This is a genomic window from Aquabacter spiritensis (assembly GCF_004346185.1).
GTDB lineage: Bacteria > Pseudomonadota > Alphaproteobacteria > Rhizobiales > Xanthobacteraceae > Aquabacter > Aquabacter spiritensis.
Window position 1 is genome coordinate 33,995 of record NZ_SMAI01000005.1, and the last position, 17,796, is coordinate 51,790.

General features: G+C 70.5%; 15 protein-coding genes. 10 read left to right on the forward strand and 5 right to left on the reverse strand.

What is annotated here, in order from left to right; translation table 11 throughout:
* The first annotated feature begins 93 nt into the window (after positions 1-93).
* From EDC64_RS09670 to tcuA, 9 genes are all read left to right on the forward strand, one after another.
* Positions 94-1,161 carry a TIGR03617 family F420-dependent LLM class oxidoreductase gene (locus tag EDC64_RS09670; RefSeq protein ID WP_132031088.1) on the forward strand — a complete coding sequence of 356 codons (1,068 nt, stop codon included), beginning with the start codon at positions 94-96 and terminating at the stop codon, positions 1,159-1,161.
* On the forward strand, positions 1,161-3,635 hold the full coding sequence (locus tag EDC64_RS09675) for a CaiB/BaiF CoA transferase family protein (RefSeq protein ID WP_132031089.1): 2,475 nt from the start codon (positions 1,161-1,163) through the stop codon (positions 3,633-3,635). Before EDC64_RS09670 ends, EDC64_RS09675 begins: the two co-directional genes overlap by 1 nt.
* Positions 3,636-3,645: 10 nt before the next feature.
* Positions 3,646-4,320: an NADPH-dependent F420 reductase gene (gene npdG / locus EDC64_RS09680; RefSeq protein ID WP_132031090.1), complete on the forward strand. Its 675-nt coding sequence runs from the start codon at positions 3,646-3,648 to the stop codon at positions 4,318-4,320.
* Between the two features lie 7 nt (positions 4,321-4,327).
* The gene (cofE, locus tag EDC64_RS09685) at positions 4,328-5,095 is read left to right on the forward strand and encodes a coenzyme F420-0:L-glutamate ligase (RefSeq protein ID WP_132031091.1); all 768 of its coding nucleotides are present in this window, start codon (positions 4,328-4,330) and stop codon (positions 5,093-5,095) included.
* The gene (cofD, locus tag EDC64_RS09690; protein WP_132031092.1) at positions 5,092-6,048 is read left to right on the forward strand and encodes a 2-phospho-L-lactate transferase; all 957 of its coding nucleotides are present in this window, start codon (positions 5,092-5,094) and stop codon (positions 6,046-6,048) included. Before cofE ends, cofD begins: the two co-directional genes overlap by 4 nt.
* Positions 6,045-6,785 carry a 2-phospho-L-lactate guanylyltransferase gene (gene cofC, locus EDC64_RS09695; protein ID WP_132031093.1) on the forward strand — a complete coding sequence of 247 codons (741 nt, stop codon included), beginning with the start codon at positions 6,045-6,047 and terminating at the stop codon, positions 6,783-6,785. The genes cofD and cofC overlap by 4 nt, the downstream gene beginning before the upstream one ends.
* A complete protein-coding gene (gene cofH, locus EDC64_RS09700) occupies positions 6,782-9,256 on the forward strand; it encodes a 5-amino-6-(D-ribitylamino)uracil--L-tyrosine 4-hydroxyphenyl transferase CofH (RefSeq protein WP_132031094.1) in 2,475 nt (824 codons plus the stop codon). Before cofC ends, cofH begins: the two co-directional genes overlap by 4 nt.
* 4 nt (positions 9,257-9,260) lie before the next feature.
* Complete coding sequence (locus EDC64_RS09705; protein ID WP_132031095.1) at positions 9,261-10,043, forward strand: aspartate/glutamate racemase family protein; 783 nt, start codon at positions 9,261-9,263, stop codon at positions 10,041-10,043.
* A 104-nt stretch (positions 10,044-10,147) separates the two neighbouring features.
* Positions 10,148-11,539: an FAD-dependent tricarballylate dehydrogenase TcuA gene (gene tcuA, locus EDC64_RS09710; RefSeq protein WP_132031096.1), complete on the forward strand. Its 1,392-nt coding sequence runs from the start codon at positions 10,148-10,150 to the stop codon at positions 11,537-11,539.
* A gap of 34 nt (positions 11,540-11,573) precedes the next feature.
* On the opposite strand, the gene EDC64_RS09715 is transcribed toward tcuA, so the two are convergent.
* Positions 11,574-12,269 (reverse strand): GntR family transcriptional regulator, encoded by a 696-nt coding sequence (locus tag EDC64_RS09715; RefSeq protein WP_245504633.1) that lies wholly within the window; start codon positions 12,267-12,269, stop codon positions 11,574-11,576.
* Between the two features lie 86 nt (positions 12,270-12,355).
* On the opposite strand from EDC64_RS09715, the gene tcuB reads away from it, so the two are divergent.
* Positions 12,356-13,507, forward strand: coding sequence for a tricarballylate utilization 4Fe-4S protein TcuB (tcuB, locus tag EDC64_RS09720; protein ID WP_132031097.1), 1,152 nt, complete (start codon positions 12,356-12,358; stop codon positions 13,505-13,507).
* A gap of 10 nt (positions 13,508-13,517) precedes the next feature.
* Here the strand turns inward: tcuB and EDC64_RS09725 are convergent, their stop codons facing one another.
* From EDC64_RS09725 to EDC64_RS09740, 4 genes are read right to left on the reverse strand one after another with little or no spacing between them, the layout of a single operon-like run.
* On the reverse strand, positions 13,518-14,417 hold the full coding sequence (locus EDC64_RS09725; RefSeq protein ID WP_132031098.1) for an ABC transporter ATP-binding protein: 900 nt from the start codon (positions 14,415-14,417) through the stop codon (positions 13,518-13,520).
* Entirely contained in the window at positions 14,414-15,433 is a 1,020-nt protein-coding gene (locus tag EDC64_RS09730; protein WP_132031099.1) for a taurine ABC transporter substrate-binding protein, read from the reverse strand. The genes EDC64_RS09725 and EDC64_RS09730 overlap by 4 nt, the downstream gene beginning before the upstream one ends.
* A 59-nt stretch (positions 15,434-15,492) precedes the next feature.
* Positions 15,493-16,317, reverse strand: a complete 825-nt coding sequence (locus EDC64_RS09735) for an ABC transporter permease (protein ID WP_132031100.1) — start codon at positions 16,315-16,317, stop codon at positions 15,493-15,495.
* Positions 16,314-17,621 (reverse strand): M20 family metallopeptidase, encoded by a 1,308-nt coding sequence (locus tag EDC64_RS09740; RefSeq protein ID WP_132031101.1) that lies wholly within the window; start codon positions 17,619-17,621, stop codon positions 16,314-16,316. Before EDC64_RS09740 ends, EDC64_RS09735 begins: the two co-directional genes overlap by 4 nt.
* Between the last annotated feature and the right edge of the window lie 175 nt (positions 17,622-17,796).

Genomic DNA, 17,796 nt, shown 5'->3' on the forward strand with positions numbered 1-17,796 from the left:
AAGATTGGATATTATTGTACTAAAATAAGTACAATAAAGAACACTACAGACCTGCGTGGCCGGCATCGGCCGCGCCCCCACAGGAGACGCCCGATGCGCGTGATCACCCAACTCCCGAACAACAATCTCAAGGACGCCCAGAAGGTGGCGCAGATGGCCGAGCGAGCCGGCTTCGATGGCTGCGTCGCGCTCGAAAACGCGCACAACCCCTATATTCCCCTCGCCGCCGCGGCCCTGGTCACGGAGCGCATCCAGCTCGGCACCGCGGTGGCGATGGCCTTCCCGCGGGCGCCGACCATCACGGCGCACGGCGCCTGGGACGTCCACAACGCCTCGGACGGGCGGTTCTATCTCGGCCTCGGCGCACAGGTGAAAGCGCACAACGAGCGCCGCTACGGCCTGCCCTGGTCGCCCCCGGCCCCCCGAATGCGAGATTATATTGGCGCCGTGCGCGCGGTCTGGAACACCTGGGCGCACGAGGAGCCGCTGGACTATCACAGCGAGAACTACACCCTCACCTTGATGACGCCGAACTTCTCGCCGAAGCCGAACGGCCTTCCCCGGATCCCGGTGTCGATCGCGACCGTCGGCCCGGCCATGCTGCGGCTCGCCGGCGAAATCTGCGACGGCGTGCGCCTGCACCCGTTCTCCTCGCGCAATTATCTCGAACAGGTCAGCGTCGCCGGCATCAAGGAGGGCCTTGCCCGTGGCGGGCGCGACCGGCGCAACATCGAAGTCGTGTGCGGCGGCTTCATCGCCACCGGCCGCGACGCCGCGGCGGTGGCGAAGATGCGCGACTATGTCCGCTTCCGCATCGCCTTCTACTGCTCGACCCGGGCCTATTGGGACGTGCTGCGCATGCACGATCTGGTGGAACTGGGCGAAAAGGTGAACCCCTATCCCCGCGAGAACCGCTGGGACGAGATGGCCGCCCTGATCCCCGACGAGGCGTTCGACCTGTTCGCCATCGCCGGCGACTACCAGCAGCTCCCCAAACTGATCGAGCAGCGCTATGGCGGCCTCGGCGACACCGTCTCCCTGAACTTCCAGCCCGACGACGACGTCGACCAGCTCGCCGAGATGGTCGCCGAGATCCACCGCATCCCCTGCGCCTTCGAGGACTATGCGGCCGAGGCGCCGAAGGCGCGGGCGGCGGCGTGATGGCCGGCGCGGCGGACCAGGCGCCCGCCCCCCTTCGGGGGGTGCGGGTGGTCGAACTCGGAGCGGTTCCGGCGGGCGCCTATTGCGCCCGCATCTTCGCGGATTTTGGCGCGGAGGTGGTCAAGATCGAGCCCCCGGAAGGCGATCCCCTGCGCCGCCGCGGGCCGCGCCTGGCGATCGGCCCGGGTGCCGAGGAAGGCTGCCATTTCGGCTTCCTCAACGCCGGAAAGCAAAGCGCCGTGGTCGACCCGTCCGACCCGGCGGCCTGCACACGCCTGCACGCGCTTTTGAGCACGGCGGACGTCGTCATCGAAACGCTTGGCGAGGCCGAGCGCCGCGCGCTCGGCCTCGATCACGACGCGCTGCGCGCCGAAGCGCCCGATCTCGTCATCGTCGCCGCGAGCTGGTTCGGCGAGAGTGGCCCCTATCGCGATTTCCGCGCCACAGACACGGTGTGCCGCGCCCTCGCCGGCCTCGTCTATCTGGTCGGGCCGAAGGACGGACCGCCGACGCCGATCCTCGATTACCAGGCCGACATCGTCGGCGGCCTCACCGCCTTCATTCCCGCCATGGCGGCGCTGCAGAGCGGCGGCGGCCGACGATTCGAAGTGAGCGTGTTCGAGGCCGCCATCGCGCTGGCCGACTACAATATCGCGCTCGACTGGGGCGCCGGGCGGCGCGACACCCGATGGGGGCAGAACCGCTTCTGGCCGAACTATCCGCTCGGCATCTTCCGCTGCAAGGGCGGCGGCTGGATCGGCGTTACCATCGTCACCCCGGTGCAATGGGCCGCCTTCTGCACCCTGCTCGACATGCCCGATCTGATCGGCGATCCGGCCTATGCGGTGAACCGCGACCGCATCGCCGTCGCCGATGCGCTCCAGGCGCGCTTCGCCCCCGCTTTCCTCACCCGCACGGCCGAAGACTGGCTCGCGATCGCGCTGGAGGAGCGTCTGCCCTTCGTCATCGTGCCGGACATGGCCGATCTTCTGGCCGATCCGGAGCACCGGCGGCGCGCCGTGTTCGCGCGGGTGCGCCACGGTGCGGCGGACTATGACATGCCCGCCTCCCCGCTCCGCCTGACCCGCACCCCGCCCGCCCGCGACCTGCGCGTGCCCGCCTTCGGCGGCGCGCTTGCCGACTGGACGGCGCCGGCGGTGCGGCGCGCGCCCCCGAGGCCGAAAGGGCACTTGCCGCTCGAGGGCGTGCGGGTCGTCGACATGGCGATGGGCTGGGCTGGGCCGCACGCGACGCGCCATCTCGCGGATCTCGGCGCGGACGTGATCAAGATCGAGGCCTGCCAGTATCCCGACTGGTGGCGTGGGGTCGACAACCGGCCCGTCGTAATCGCCCAGCGCCTTTATGAGAAGAGCAGCTATTTCAACGTGATGAACCGCAACAAGCGGGGCATCACGCTGGATCTCACGACCCCCGAGGGGGTCGCCCTGGTGCGCGATCTGGTGCGCCGGTCGGACATCGTGGTGGAGAATTATTCCGCCGGCGTTCTAACCAAGCTCGGGCTCGATTACACCGCTCTGCGCACGGTAAAGCCGGACATCGTGATGGTGTCGATGCCGGCCTTCGCGGGCGATGGTCCGCTGCGGGAATTGCGCGCCTACGGCTCCACCCTCGAACAGGCCTCCGGCGTACCGAGCGTCACCGGCGATCCGGACGGCCCGCCGGGCATGAGCCATATCGCCTATGGCGATCCGATCGGCGGCCTGAACGCCGCCGCCGCGATCCTGATCGCGCTCGCGCATCGGACCTGGACCGGCGCGGGCCAGCGCATCGATCTGTCCCAGGTCGAATGCATGCTGACCATGGCGGCCCCCTGGATCATCGAATGCTCGGCCACCGGCCGGGTGCCGCCGCGCACCGGCACCCGCCACCCGGCCTATGCCCCGTTCGGCGCCTTCCCCTGCCGCGATCCCGACAGCTGGGTGTTCGTGGCGGTGGAGGACGATGCCCAATGGGCGGCGCTGGCCGCTCTCCTCGGGCCGGCCTTCGCATCGCCGGACTTCGCGACGCTGGACCAGCGCCGCGCGCGGCTGGACGAGATCGAGGCCGCCCTCGCCGCCTGGACCTGCCGGCATACGCCGGATGCGGCGATGCTGACGCTCCAGGCCGCCGGCATCGCCGCGGGTGCGGTGCGCTCGCCGGTCGATCTGCTCGACGATCCCCATCTCGCCGCACGTGGCTATTGGCAGGTGCTGCGGCGCGCCTATGTCGATCATCAGCCCAACCCCTCCCCGGCGTTCCGCGAGGACGGCCGCCCGCTCCCCATCGTCCGCGCCGCCCCCACCCTCGGCGCGGACAATGCGGCGGTGCTGCAAGGCGTGCTCGGCCTCACCGACACCGATCTCGCGCGCCTCGCGGCGGCCGGAATCATCGGCACCGACGCCGTCCCGCCGAACCTGAGAAAAGCCCGCGCCGCGATCGGCGCGCCGCGACCGGCCCCCGCCGGCGCGGGATGAGGAGGAAACCATGACGCTTCCACAGACCATCGCCGTCATCGGCGGGTCCGGCGCCCTCGGCGGCGGCATCGCCGCGCGCCTCGCTCTGGCCGGCCTCTGCGTGGTGATCGGCTCGCGCACCGCCGAAAGGGCCGAGGCGGCCGCCGAAGCGCTGCGCCGCGAGACCGGATGCGCGCGGGTGCGCGGCTGCGCCAATTGCGATGCGGCCGCGACCGGCGACCTCGTCATCGTCGCGGTCCCGTTCGCGAGCCAGGACGAGACGCTGCGGGCGATCGCGCCGAACGTCGCGGGCAAGATCGTCATCGACACCACGGTGCCGCTCCTGCCGCCGAAAGTGGCGCGGGTGCAATTGCCGCGGGAAGGCTCCGCCGCCGCCCGCGCCGCGGCAGCGCTGGGACCGGACGTGCGCCTCGTCACCGCTTTCCACAACGTCTCGGCGCAGAAACTGCGGAGCGGGGGGCCGGTCGGCTGCGACGTGCTGGTGTTCGGCGACGATACGGACGCGCGCAGCAGCGCCGTGGTGCTGATCGAGGCGCTCGGCCTGCGCGCGCTGCACGGCGGCCCGCTCGCAAATTCGGCCGCGGCCGAGGCGATGACCTCGGTGCTGATCGCGGTGAACCGCCGCTACGGCGTCGCAGAGGGCGCCGGAATCCGGCTCACCGGCATCCCCGAAGCGGTAGCCTGAGGCTGCGATGCGCACCCTGGCGATCCACGCGCTCGAAGGCATGCCGGGCATCCGCCCCGGCACCGACCTCGCGGACGAAATCCTCGGCGCGGCGGCGCGCAACGGGCTGCGCCTCGCGGACGGCGACATCGTCGTGATCGCCCAGAAGATCGTGTCCAAGGCGGAGGGGCGCTCGGTGCGGCTCGAAGCGATCGTGCCCGGCGCGGCGGCGCAGGCCCTGGCACACACCACCGGCAAGGATCCGCGCCTAGCGGAACTGGTGCTGGGCGAATCGGCGGCGGTCCTGCGCGCCCGCCGCAACGTCGTCGTCGTCGAGCACCGGCTCGGCCACGTCATGGCGAATGCCGGCGTCGATCGCTCGAACCTCGACGCCGCGCCGGACGACGAGGCGGTCGTCCTTCTGCTGCCGGAGGATCCCGACCGGTCGGCCGCCGCCCTGCGCGACCGGCTGCGCGCCGCCACAGGCGTGCGGCTCGGGGTCGTGATCTCCGACAGTTTCGGCCGCGCCTGGCGCCTGGGAACGGTCGGCGTCGCACTCGGCCTCGCCGGGCCGCCGGCCGTGATCGACCGGCGTGGCGAGGCCGACCTTTACGGCCGGCCGCTCCAGGTCACCGAAATCGGCTTTGCCGACGCCGTCGCGGCGGCGGCCGTCCTCGTGATGGGCGAGGGCGCGGAAGGCTGCCCGGTCGCCGTGGTGCGCGGACAGAGTTGGAGCGAGAGCCGCCAGACCGCGCGCGACGGGCTGCGGCCTCGCAGCGAGGACATGTTCCGATGATCCAAGCCGGCTATCGCGGCGGAACCGTCATCGCGCTGTGCGGCGGCATTGGCGGCGCGAAACTGGCGCTCGGCCTCGCCCGGGTCGTGCCGGCCGAGAAGCTGACCGTGATCGTCAATACCGGCGACGATTTCCGCCATTTCGGGCTCGCCGTCTGCCCGGACATCGACACCGTCGTCTACACCCTCGCCGGCCGCGCCAATCCGCAGACCGGCTGGGGCCGGGCCGGGGAAAGCTGGCGCTTCATGGAGGCGGTCGGCGAACTCGGCGGCGAGACCTGGTTCGCCCTTGGCGATACCGACCTTGCGACCTGCGCGGTGCGGACCGCGCGGCTCGCAGACGGCGCGCGGCTGACGACGGTCACCGCAGACATCGCCCGCGCTCTGGGGGTCGGCTGCGCCGTCCTGCCGGCCAGCGACGATGCCGTGCGCACCGTGGTCGAGACCGCCGACGGCGACCTGGCCTTCCAGACCTATTTCGTCGGATGCCGCTGCGCCCCGGCGATACGTGGCCTGCGGTTCGACGGCGCCGCCACCGCCCGGGTCTCGCCGGAGGTCGCCGCCGCCTTCGCCGCGCCCGACCTCGAAGCGATCGTGCTCTGTCCGTCCAATCCCTATCTCTCGATCGACCCGATCCTCGCCATACCGGGCCTGCGCGCCCTGATCGCGGCGCGCCGCGCGCCGCTGGTCGCGGTGAGCCCGATCGTCGGCGGCACCGCCCTGAAGGGGCCGCTCGCCAAGCTGATGGCGGAACTCGGCCTTGCCGTGACGCCCGCGACCGTGCTCGCCCATTATGGCGACCTCGTCGACGTCTTCGTGCTGGACACCGCAGATGCGGACCAGGCCGGGGACGCGCCGCGCCTGCGGGTCGCGCCGAGCGTCATGGTCACGCTGGACGACCGCATCGCGCTGGCGCGGTCGGTGCTGGCGTTCGCCCGGGGAGGCCGGCCATGACCTATCCGTCGCGCCTGGATCCGGTGTGGGCGCTGCTGCCGGTGAAGACCTTCACCGCAGCCAAATCGCGCCTCTCCGGCTGCCTGTCCCCCGACCAGCGGATCGCGCTCCAGCAGGCCATGCTCGCCGACGTGCTGACCGCCGCGAACCGCGCCCGCAGCCTCGACGGCGTCGCCGTGGTGACGCGAGACCCCGTGGCGGCCGGTTTCGTGCGCCGCTTCGGCGCCCATGTCGTCGCGGAGGCCCATGTCGGCGCCGAGGAAGCGGGCGGCTGCGATCTCAACCGCGCGCTCGCCGACGGCGTGCGGGGGCTGCGGGCCATGGGCGCGGCGCGGGCGCTGGTGGTGCCGGCGGACATTCCCTTCCTGGACCCCGCGGAGATCGATGCCGCCGTCGCCCTGGCGCGCGGCGCGCGCGCGCCCGTCGCGGTGCCGAGCCGCGATCGCGGCGGCACCAACGGCCTCGTGGTGCGGCTCGATCGCCCGTTCGGCTTCACCTTCGGCGCCGACAGCTTTCGCCGTCATCTCGCAAATCCGGCCCAGGGCCCGGTGATGCCGGCCGCTCTGCCCTCCTTCGCGCTCGACGTCGATCTGCCCGCCGACCTCGCCGCCTTGCGCCGCCGCCTGCCGGCCGGCATCCGCGGCGGCGTCATTCCCGGCCTCCCCCCCTGCCCCGCCGCCCACACGGCGCTCTGGCTCGCCGAGGCCCGGCCCTGCGTCCGAGAGCACCAGACATGACCGAACCATCCTTCGCCGACCTCGCCGCGCGGACCCTCGACGGCACGCCCTTGTCGGCGGAAGAGGCGCTCGCCCTCGCTGGGCGCCGGGATCTCCCCGACCTGCTTGCCGCCGCGGCCCGGCTGCGCGACGCCGGCCATGGCGACGTCGTCACCGTCTCGCGCAAGGTCTTCATCCCGCTCACCCAGCTCTGCCGGGACGTCTGCCATTACTGCACCTTCGCCCATCCGCCGCGGCGGGGGGAACAGGCCTATCTGCGCCCGGACGCGGTGCTGGCGATCGCCCAAGCCGGGGCGGCGCAGGGGTGCGACGAGGCGCTGTTCACGCTCGGCGACAAGCCCGAGCTGCGCTACCAGGCGGCGCGCGACGAACTCGCCGCCCTCGGCCATCCCTCGACCGTCGCCTATCTCGCGGCGATGGCGCGGCTGGTGCTGGAGGAGACCGGGCTGCTGCCGCACATCAATGCGGGGGTGATGACCGAGGCCGAGATCGGCGACCTGAAAGCGGTGTCGGCCTCCCAGGGGATCATGCTGGAAAGCGCGGCGGACCGTCTGTGCGCCCGCGGCGGGCCGCATTTCGGGTCGCCCGACAAGGTCCCGGCGCGCCGTCTCGACATGATCGCCGCGGCTGGCCGGGCCGGCGTGCCCTTCACCAGCGGCATCCTGATCGGCATCGGCGAGACGCGGGCGGAGCGGATCGCGGCGCTGCTCGACCTGCGCCGCCTCCATGCGGCCCACGGCCATCTCCAGGAAATCATCGTCCAGAACTTCCGGGCGAAGCCGGGCACGCGGATGGCCGGCGCGCCGGAGCCGGATCTCGCGGACCACCAATGGACCATCGCCATCGCGCGCCTGATCTTCGGCCCGGAGATGAGCCTCCAGGCGCCGCCGAACCTGCGGCCCGGGGATCTGCCCGCTTTGGTCGCGGCGGGGATCAATGATTGGGGCGGGGTCTCGCCGGTCACGCCGGACCATGTCAATCCCGAAGCCCCCTGGCCGCATCTCGCGCGCCTCGCGCGTGAAACCGAGGCCGCCGGCAAAAGCCTCGCGCCGCGCCTCACCGTCTATCCCGCCTATCTCCGCAATTCCGCGCGGTGGATCGCCCCGACGGTGCTGCCGCATGTCCTGCGGCGCGCCGACGGCGCGGGCCTCGCCCATGAATCGCTGTGGCGGGTCGGACGGCAGGCGCTGCCCGAGACGGCTTTCCGGGCGCCAGGCCCGGCGCGCGGCACCGGGCTCACTGCACTGCTCGACCGGGCCTTCGCGGCGCGTCCCTTGTCGGAGGACGACATCGTCCGCCTGTTCAGCGCCCGCGGCGCCGCCGCAAGCGCGGTCCAGAGCGCGGCCGACTCGCTGCGCCGCGAGACGGTGGGCGACGCCGTGACCTATGTCGTCACGCGCAACATCAATTACACCAATGTCTGCGCCTATCGCTGCCAGTTCTGCGCCTTCTCCAAGGGCAAAGCGAGCGCGCACCTGCGCGGCCGGCCCTATGACCTCGCACTGCCGGAGATCGCCCGCCGGGTGCGCGAGGCGCATGCCCGGGGCGCGACCGAAGTCTGCATGCAGGGCGGGATCCATCCCGATTATACCGGCGAAACCTACCTCGCCATCTGCCGGGCGGTGAAGGCGGCGGTGCCGGAAATGCACCTGCACGCCTTCTCGCCGCTGGAGGTGCGGCAGGGCGCGGACAGTCTCGGCCTCTCGCTGGCGGACTATTATGCCCGCCTGAAGGCTGCCGGGCTCGGCACCTTGCCGGGGACCGCGGCGGAGATCCTGGACGACGGGGTGCGCCGCGTCCTGTGCGCCGAAAAGCTCTCCACCGACGAATGGCTCGCGGTCGTCGCGGCGGCGCATCGCGCCGGCTTCCGCACGACCGCCACCATCATGTTCGGCCATGTCGAGACCTATGCCCATTGGGCGCGGCATCTTCTGCGGATCCGGGCGCTCCAGGAGCGCACCGGCGGGTTCACCGAATTCGTGCCGCTGCCCTTCGTCCACATGGAGGCGCCGCTCTACCTTCGCGGCGCGGCGCGCCAGGGGCCGAGCCTGCGGGAGGCGGTACTGATGCACGCCGTCGCGCGCCTCGCGCTGAACGGCGCGATCGACAACATCCAGACCTCTTGGGTGAAGATGGGCGTGGCGGGGGCCAAGGCCGCGCTCGCCGCCGGGGCGAACGATCTCGGCGGCACCTTGATGAACGAATCGATCAGCCGCGCCGCCGGCACCGAGCACGGCCAGGAAATGCCGCCGGAGCGGATGGAGCGGCTGATCCGCGATATCGGGCGCACGCCGCGCCAGCGCACGACGCTCTACGCCCCGGCGCCCGCAGCCCAGAACCTGCGGTCGTTCGGCACCGACGCGCTCGCCCCGCTGGACCAGACCCCGGCGGGGCGGAGCGCACATGTCGGCGGCCGGCGCGCGAGGCAAGCGGCCGTGCGCGCGGGCGCGGCGTCGGGGCTGGACGCCTAGCGCCATGCGGATCCGCTACCAGCTCCTGTCGTCGGAAACCGCAATGGCGGCCTTCCTCGCCGCCGTCGGCGACCATTGCGCCGACACCGCCGGACCCAGCGTCGCCTTCGACGTGCGAGGCACAGATCATGGCGCGTTCGGGAGCGAGTTTGCGGTCTTCGCCCATTACGACCTGCGCGCGGTGGTCGATCTCGGCCTCACGATCCGGACCACGGGCGGGTACGACGCCGTCGTGATGGCGAACTCGCTCGACACCGGGATCGTCGAACTGCGGGAAATCCTCGACATTCCGGTCGTCTCGCTGCTCGAAACGGCCTGCTTCTGGGCCTGCACCCTGGGGATGCGCTTCGCGCTGGTGGTGCCGCACCCGAAAATGGCGCCGCGCTATCGACGGTGCGTGGAGGGATATGGGCTCGCGGCCCGCCTCGCCGGGATCGAGGCGATCGCCGAGGACGACCTCTCCGATCTCGACGCCGCCTTTGCGGACCGCGCGCGCGGCGATGCGCAGACCGCCGCGTGTCTGGCGGCCTGTCGCCGCGGCATCGAGGCGGGGGCCGACGTGGTCATCCCCGCAGGTCCCCATGCCATGCTGCTCGCGCAGCGGGGGCTGTTCGCGCTCGGCCCCGTACCGCTGCTCGACGGCTACGGGCTCGCCGCCAAGATCGCCGAGACCGCGGTGGGGATCCACCGCCGGACCGGCGTCTGCGTGAGCCGCAGCGGGCTTTATCGCGGCCCGTCGGATGCGACGGTCGCCCGGATCCTGGCCGCGCGCGATCTGAGCGTCTGACCCCACGCACTTTCGGCTTGACGCCCGGATTGCGCTCGATCATCAAACGGGCGATTTTCTGCATACAAGTGCATGCATCTGCACTCGGGAATGAGGATGGCGGGATGGATTCGGCGCACGACGTGCTGGTGATCGGCGGGGGCAATGCCGCTTTGTGCGCGGCGATCAGCGCGCGCCGCGCCGGCGCCTCGGTCAAGGTGCTGGAGGCCGCGCCGCGTTTCTATCGCGGCGGCAATACCCGCCACACCCGCAACATGCGCTGCGCCCACGACACCGCGACCGACACCCTGACCGGGCCCTATACCGAGGATGAATTCTGGGACGATCTGAAGCGCGTCACCCAGGGCCATACCGACGAGGAACTGGCGCGCTTCATGATCGCCAAGTCCAAGGACATGCTGCCCTGGATCAGCGCGCAGGGGGTGCGCTTCCAGCCCTCGCTCGGCGGCACGCTGAGCCTCGGGCGGACCAATTCCTTCTTCCTCGGCGGCGGCCGCGCCATGCTGAACGCGCTGTACCAGACCGCCGAGGGGCTGGGCGTCGAGGTGGAATACGACGCCGAAGTGGTGGCGCTGGAGATCGAGGACGGGATGTTCCTGTCCGCAACCGTGAAGCGCCAGAGCGGCCTCGAGACGGTGCGCGCCGGCGCCCTGGTCGCCGCGGCCGGCGGCTTCGAGGCCAATATCGCGTGGCTGAAGGAATATTGGGGGCCGCCGGCGGAGAATTTCCTGATCCGCGGCACGCCCTATAATCGCGGCACGATGCTGCGCATGCTGCTCGACAAGGGGGTGCAGGAGATCGGCGATCCCACCCAATGCCACGCCGTCGCGATCGACGCGCGCGCGCCGAAATTCGACGGCGGCATCATCACCCGGCTGGACTGCGTCGTGTTCGGCATCGTGGTGAACCGCGACGCCGAACGCTTCTATGACGAGGGCGAGGATTTCTGGCCCAAGCGCTATGCGATCTGGGGCCGGCTCGTCGCCCACCAGCCCGACCAGATCGCCTATATCGTGTTCGACGCGAAGTCGCTGACCTCCTTCATGCCCTCGCTCTACCCGCCGATCAGCGCGTCGACGCTGGAGGAACTGGCGGGCAAGCTGGAGCTCGATCGTGCGAAATTCTGCGCGACCGTGGCCGGCTTCAACGCCGCGATCGTCCCCGGCGGCAGCTTCGACCATACCGTGCTCGACGATTGCCGGACGCAGGGGCTGACGCCGCCCAAGACCCATTGGGCGCGCCCGGTCGATACCCCGCCTTTTTATGCCTATCCGGTGCGCCCCGGCATCACCTTCACCTATCTCGGCGTGCGGGTGAATCAGGAGGCCCGCATGATCATGACCGACGGCCGCCCCGCCGCGAACATGTTCGCGGCCGGCGAGATCATGGCCGGCAACGTGCTCGGCCGCGGCTATGCCGCCGGCATCGGCATGACCATCGGCAGCGTCTTCGGCAAGACCGCCGGCGAGGGGGCCTCGCGCCGTGCGCGGAACTGAGCCCGCGTCCCGGCGCGTCCCGCGGCGCGGCGCCTCAGCCGGCGCGCTGCATCAGGTCCAGCCGCGCCTCCTGGGCGCGGCGGATATGGGCGCGCGCGGCCTGCTCGGCGGCGTCGGGATCGCGCTGCGCGATGCCGGCGAGGATGGCGGCGTGCTCCGCCACCGCGAGCCGGCCGCGCTCGGGCAGCTCGAACGTGGTGCCGGGAAGCAGCGCCAGGGCATCGCCCAGATCCTCCAGCATCCGCACGAGATAGCGGTTGTGGGCGGCGTCCTGGATCGCGGCGTGGAACTGCCGGTTGAGCGCGGCGAGCCGCGCCGGATCGCCCACCGCCTCGGCGAAGGCGCCGGAGAGCTGGGTCAGGCTGGCGATCTCGCTCGGCGCGGCATGCTGGGCGGCGAAGCGCGCCGCCGAGCCTTCCAGCACCTCGCGCATGGCATAGAGTTCGAGGGTCTGCGGCCGGGCGATGGTGGCCACCACGAGACCGGCGGCGGTGACCTCCAGCAGCCCGCGCGCCTGGAGCCGGGACAGCGCCTCGCGCACCGGGGTCCGGCTGACGCCGAGCGCCCGCGCGACGGTCTCCTCGCGCACCCGCTCGCCGCGCCGCCAGGTGCCGAGGCGGATGCCGTCGCGCAGCGTCTCATACACCCATTGGGCGCGCGACACGCCGGTATCGGGGGGCATCGGCCGGGCCGTGTCCTGCCCCGCACTCGGGGTCCGCTCGTCGGTCACCGGGCATCTCCGCGCATCGTCGAAAGCCGCATACGATTGTCTGCAGGCGCATGCAACACGCCCCGCATCGAAAGGGAAGTCTAGACATGTCCGCCCATTCCGAGGCGCTGCGCGAAGCCGAGCGCCTGATGACCGTCTGCAATTCCTGCCGCTATTGCGAGGGCCTGTGCGCGGTCTTCCCGGCGATGGAGATGCGCCGCGCGTTTTCCGCCGGCGATCTCAACTATCTCGCCAATCTCTGCCATTCCTGCGGCGCCTGCTATTATGACTGCCAGTTCTCGCCGCCGCACGAATTCGACGTCAACGTGCCCCGCACCTTGGCGATCGTGCGCAATGACAGCTATGCGGACTATGCCTGGCCGCGGGCACTCTCGGGAACCTTCAAGCGCAACGGCCTCGCGGTGAGCCTGATCGCCGTGCTCTCGGTCGTCGCCTTCCTGTTCGCCTTCATGGCGCTGTCCGACCCAAGCGTGATGTTCGCCCGCCAGGTCGGCGAGGGCGCCTTCTACCGGATCATGCCGCACGACGCGATGGTGGCGCTGTTCGGCGGTGTCTTTCTCTATTCCTGTCTCGCGCTGTTCATGGGGCTGCGCGCCTTCTGGCGCGACATGGCGGCCGGCCCGCCGCCGGCCTTCGACCTCGCCTCGCTCTGGCAGGCGATGAAGGATGCCGGCCGGCTGCGCTATCTCGACGGCGGCGGCGTCGGCTGCATGAATGCGGACGAACGGCCGCGCGACACCCGCCGGCTCTATCACCACATGACCTTTTACGGCTTCGGCCTGTGCTTCGCGGCGACCTCGGTGGCGACGCTCTATGCCTATCTTCTCGGCCGCGCCGCGCCTTATCCCTGGTGGGATCTGCCGGTGGTGCTCGGCACGCTCGGCGGGATCGGGCTGCTGATCGGCCCGGCCGGATTGCTGCTCGCCAAGTCGAAGCGCGACCCGGTCCTGATGGACGGCACCCGCACCGGCATGGATGCGGCCTTTCTCGCCATGCTGTTCTTCACCGCCCTGACCGGGCTCGCGCTGCTGGTCCTGCGGGCGACGCCGGCGATGGGCACCCTGCTGGCGGTGCATCTCGGCTTCGTCTTCGGCTTCTTCCTGACCATGCCCTACGGCAAGTTCGTGCACGGCCTCTACCGGTATGCCGCGCTGGTGCGCTACGCGATGGAACGGCGCGCGGAAGAGGCGGCGGCGGAAGCGGCCGCCGCCGGAGGCGCGGCCAAAGCCGCGGCCTGAGGGGCGCGGCCTATCCCGCCGCCCGCGCGGCCATCCCGGACTGCTGCTCGAAGGCCTTCATCGTCTCGGCCCGGATCAGCTCGAAGCACTCCCGCTTGATCCGCACGAAGGCGTCGCTGAAATGGTCCTCGGGGGAGCGGGGGCGCGGAATGTCGACCGGGATGTCGGCGACGATTCGCCCCGGGCTCGCCCCCATCACCACCACCCGGTCGCCGAGGAAGATCGCCTCCTCGATGTCGTGGGTGATGAACAGGACGGTGGTGCGGAACTCGGCCCAGATATTGAGGAGCGCCTCCTGCATCATGGCGCGGGTCTGCGCATCGAGCGCGCCGAACGGCTCGTCCATCAGCAGCACGCGGGGATAATTGGCGAGCGCCCGGGCGATGCCGACGCGCTGCTGCATGCCCCCCGACAATTCCATCGGATAATTCTTCTCGAACGCGGCGAGGCCGACGAGCGAGAGAAAGGTCCGGGCGGTCTGCTCGGCCGTGCTGGAACTGCCGGTGGTCATCAGCGGCCCGAACGCGACATTGTCGAGCACGCTCTTCCAGGGGAACAAGGTCGCCTGCTGGAACACCATGCCGCGGTCGGCGCCGGGCGCGGTGATCGGCTCGCCGTCCACCATGACCCGCCCGCGGCTCGGCGGGACGAAGCCGGCGACGACATTCAGGACCGTCGACTTGCCGCAGCCGGACGGTCCGAGCACGCAGACGAATTCGCCCGGCGCGACGTCGAGCGAGAAGCGCTCGACCACGGTCCGGCGCCCCGCCCCCTCGCCATAGGCGATCGAAAGATCCTGGATGGCGAGCCGGCCCCGGTCCTGGGCCGGGGCGAGATGGGCCCGCGCCGCCATCGGCCCCGGCATCGCCGGGACCTCGAGCTTCGGGCCGCGCAGGGACGTCCAGTTCATTTGCCCACCACCTTCTGGAGATAACCGGGATCGATGAAGCCGGCATAGTCCGCGAGGCTCTTCACCGCGGGCAGGCGGCCCTGGTCCTTCAGGAAGGTGGCGGTGGCGAGCATGGTGTCCGCGAACTTGCCCTTGTTCTGCGTCGTGCCGAGATAGTCGGCGGTGATCTGCTCGGCGCACGGCACGACGCGGGTTCCCTTGATCATGCGGGCCGCGTCCGCTTCCGGCAAGCTGAGTTCCTTGGCGACGAGCTTCACCGTCTCCTCGGGATTCTTCAGCCAGAAGTCGATGCCGGCGCATTCGGCCCGCAGATAGGCCGCGACCGCGGTGGGATATTTCTTGGCGAAATCGTTCATCACCACGCCGATGTCCCAGGTCGGATAGCCGCGCTTGGCCATCTCCCCGCTGTCCAGCAGGATCTCGCCGCCGGACTTGACCATCTTGTCCAGATTGGGCTCCCACACCCAGGCGGCGTCGATGTCCTTGCGCATCCAGGCGGCCACCGCGTCGGACGGCGATAGGTCGAGCAGCTTCACCGAATTCGGGTCGACGCCGGCCTCGCGCAAGGCGGCGATGAACAGATAATGCGTCGTGGAGCCGAACGGCGCCCCGCCCTGCTTGCCCACCAGATCCTTCATGCTCTTGATGTTCTTGTCGGTGCGCACCACCAGCGCCTCGACCGGGCCGAGCATGTTGAGCACGAAGATGCCGGTATAAGGCAGGTCGCGGGTGACGCCGATGGCGAAGGGCGGATTGCCGACGCCGCCGAAATCGATCTGGTTGGCCGCCACCGCGCGGTTGACGTCGCCGCCGGAGCCGAACTTCACCCATTTGATCGGCACGCCGGATTCCTTCTCGTGCAGGCCGAGCGCCTTGGTCACGAGCTGGGCGTTGACGAGGTTGAGATAGCCGATCGTGATCGCGGCCGGCTTGTCCTGCGCCCCGGCGGGGGCCGCAAAGACGAGGCCCGCGGCGAGGGCGGCTAGGGTCCAGAGGGACGTTCGTTTGGTCGTCATCGCGGTCTCCATCGTGGCGGGATCTGTCGGGGCGGAATCTGTCGGGGCAGAGGGGGCCATCAGCGGAAGCGCCAGGGCGTGAGCGCGCGCTCGCAGCGGCGGATCGCGAAATCGAGCGCGACGCCGGTGAGCGCGAGGACGAACAGGCCCATGATGACGACGTCGCTGATCAGGAATTTGCTGGCGTCCCAGATCATCCAGCCGAGCCCCGCGGTGGCGGCGACGATCTCGGCGGCGACGAGGACGGTATAGGTGAAGCCGAGGCTGATGCGCATGCCGGTGCAGATGCCGGGCAGGCAGGCGGGCAGGAAGACGTGGCGGAACAATTGCGCCTTGCCCGCCCCGAGGCTGCGCGCGGCCTTCACGAAGCGCGGATCGACTCCGGCCGCGGCCTGCATGGAACTGATGGTCAAAGGCGGCAAAGCGGCGAGGAACAGCAAAGCGACCTTGGACGTATCGCCGATGCCGAGCCACATCACGATGAGGGTATAGAGCGCGAGCGGCGGCAGGGGGCGATAGAATTCGATCACCGGATCGAACACCGCCTTCACGTCGCGGCTGAGCCCCATGACGATGCCGAGCGGGATGCCGATCGCGCAGGCGAGGACATAGCCGGTCAGCACCCGGCCGAGGCTCGCGAGCAGGTGTTCGTGGAGCAGGCTGCCCTGGTAGCCCTCGGTCGCGGTCCGCACGAAGGCGGTCCAGACCGCCGCGGGCGAAGGCAGGAACAGCGGGTTGACCAGGCCGTAATGCGTCGACAGGAGCCAGGCGAGGAAGAGGCCGGCGACGGTCAGCCCGGTCAGCGCCCGTTCGCGGCCGAGGCGCCATTTGCGGGCGCGGCGCGAAAGCGGGGCTGAGGGCTCGACCACGTCGGCGGCGCTCATGGTTCGACCCCGAGCAGGTCCATCACCGTCAAAGCGAGGATGCGCGTCGCCGCCACCGCTTTGCCGATATGGATGCTTTCGTTGATCGGCGACCAGCCGTCCTCGCCGGGTCCGAAGGTGATCGCCTTCAGCCCGCGCTCGGAGAAGCGGATCGTGTCGTTGAAGGCGTTCTTGCGGTAGAGGCGCGGCTCCTCGCCGAGCGTCTGGAGATAGGCCCGCCGCAGCGCCGCGGTCGGCTCGGCCGCGCCGTCCTGCTCGATCGTGCCATGGACGAACAGGGCGCCGGGATAGGGCCGCGCCAGCGCCGTCAGCTCCGGATCGCGGGCCATCTCGGCGGCGAGAACGGATGCGATGTCGGCCATCACGCTCGCCTCGGTCATGCCCGGGACGATGCCGACGACGCCGATCACCGCCCGGCACAAATCGGGGGTGAACTGCATCTCGCGCGGCACGCCGCCGGAGATCCGCAGCACGGTCGTCATGGGCGGCGTTCCGCCCGGCTCCGCGGCCGGCGCGTGGGTGAACGTCATGGCTTCGAGCGCGCCGAGCAGGCGCGCCATCTTGCCGACCGCATTGATGCCGGTGTCGGGCCGCCACAAATGGGTCTTGGTGCCGCGCGTCTCCACCTCGACCAGGAAGTTTCCGCAATTGGCCACCGCCACCGACATGCCCCAGGCCCCGTCGGGCGCGGTCCAGGCGGTAGGCTCGCAGACGATGACGTAATCGGCGGACAGCTTGTGGTCGTCCAGAAGATAGATCGAGCCGTCCGGACCGTTCTTCTCCTCGTCGGCGGTGTAGACGCATTTCAGCGTGCCGGTCAGGCGCACCCCGGCCGCCCGGATCGCCTCGACCGCGAGCAGCGTGCAGGCGAGATTGCCGCGCGTGTCGGAAGTGCCGCGGGCATAGAGCAGGTCGCCGTGCCGCGTCGGGCGGAACGGATGGCCGCCGGTCATGGTCCAGGCCGCCCAGTCGCCCGCCGGATAGGTGTCGAGATGGTCGTTGAGGATCAGCGACGGCGCCCCTTCGGCGCCCGCCAGCGCGGCGACCACATTGAGCCGGCCGGGCGTGCGCGCCGGGAGGTCGACGGCGAAGCCGAGCGCTTGCAGCTTCTCGGCGAGCAAAAGAGCGATCCCCTCCTCCTTGCCGCTCGGCATGTCCGGATCGAGCGGATTTTCCGCCTCCGGCTGTCCGGCGGGGATCAGTTCCTCGGCGAGGCCGAGCCACGCCGCCTCGGTGATGAAGGCCAGCACCTTCTGCCGGGTCGCGTCGATGGCCGCGGGGTCGATGTCTGCTGCACTCGTCATGGCGTCCTCAATTCACGCCAAGCCGATTTGCAAGCCGGATGCCAACCGGGGAAAATATGGAAATATATGAAGAAGAAAGAGAAACACCTTTGCAAAGGAATTGCATTTGAAGTCGCGGCCGATGAAAGCGCGATCAATCGGGCCGCGCGGCGCCCGCGGGCGGATCAAAGTTTGA

Coding starts and splice junctions, on each gene's coding strand:
- EDC64_RS09670 (WP_132031088.1), top strand. CDS start 94: ATGCGCGTGATCACCCAACTCCCGAACAACAATCTCAAGGACGCCCAG.
- cofD (WP_132031092.1), top strand. CDS start 5,092: ATGATCCAAGCCGGCTATCGCGGCGGAACCGTCATCGCGCTGTGCGGC.
- cofE (WP_132031091.1), top strand. CDS start 4,328: ATGCGCACCCTGGCGATCCACGCGCTCGAAGGCATGCCGGGCATCCGC.
- EDC64_RS09705 (WP_132031095.1), top strand. CDS start 9,261: ATGCGGATCCGCTACCAGCTCCTGTCGTCGGAAACCGCAATGGCGGCC.
- tcuA (WP_132031096.1), top strand. CDS start 10,148: ATGGATTCGGCGCACGACGTGCTGGTGATCGGCGGGGGCAATGCCGCT.
- EDC64_RS09725 (WP_132031098.1), bottom strand. CDS start 14,417: ATGAACTGGACGTCCCTGCGCGGCCCGAAGCTCGAGGTCCCGGCGATG.
- tcuB (WP_132031097.1), top strand. CDS start 12,356: ATGTCCGCCCATTCCGAGGCGCTGCGCGAAGCCGAGCGCCTGATGACC.
- cofC (WP_132031093.1), top strand. CDS start 6,045: ATGACCTATCCGTCGCGCCTGGATCCGGTGTGGGCGCTGCTGCCGGTG.
- cofH (WP_132031094.1), top strand. CDS start 6,782: ATGACCGAACCATCCTTCGCCGACCTCGCCGCGCGGACCCTCGACGGC.
- npdG (WP_132031090.1), top strand. CDS start 3,646: ATGACGCTTCCACAGACCATCGCCGTCATCGGCGGGTCCGGCGCCCTC.
- EDC64_RS09675 (WP_132031089.1), top strand. CDS start 1,161: ATGGCCGGCGCGGCGGACCAGGCGCCCGCCCCCCTTCGGGGGGTGCGG.
- EDC64_RS09740 (WP_132031101.1), bottom strand. CDS start 17,621: ATGACGAGTGCAGCAGACATCGACCCCGCGGCCATCGACGCGACCCGG.
- EDC64_RS09735 (WP_132031100.1), bottom strand. CDS start 16,317: ATGAGCGCCGCCGACGTGGTCGAGCCCTCAGCCCCGCTTTCGCGCCGC.
- EDC64_RS09730 (WP_132031099.1), bottom strand. CDS start 15,433: ATGACGACCAAACGAACGTCCCTCTGGACCCTAGCCGCCCTCGCCGCG.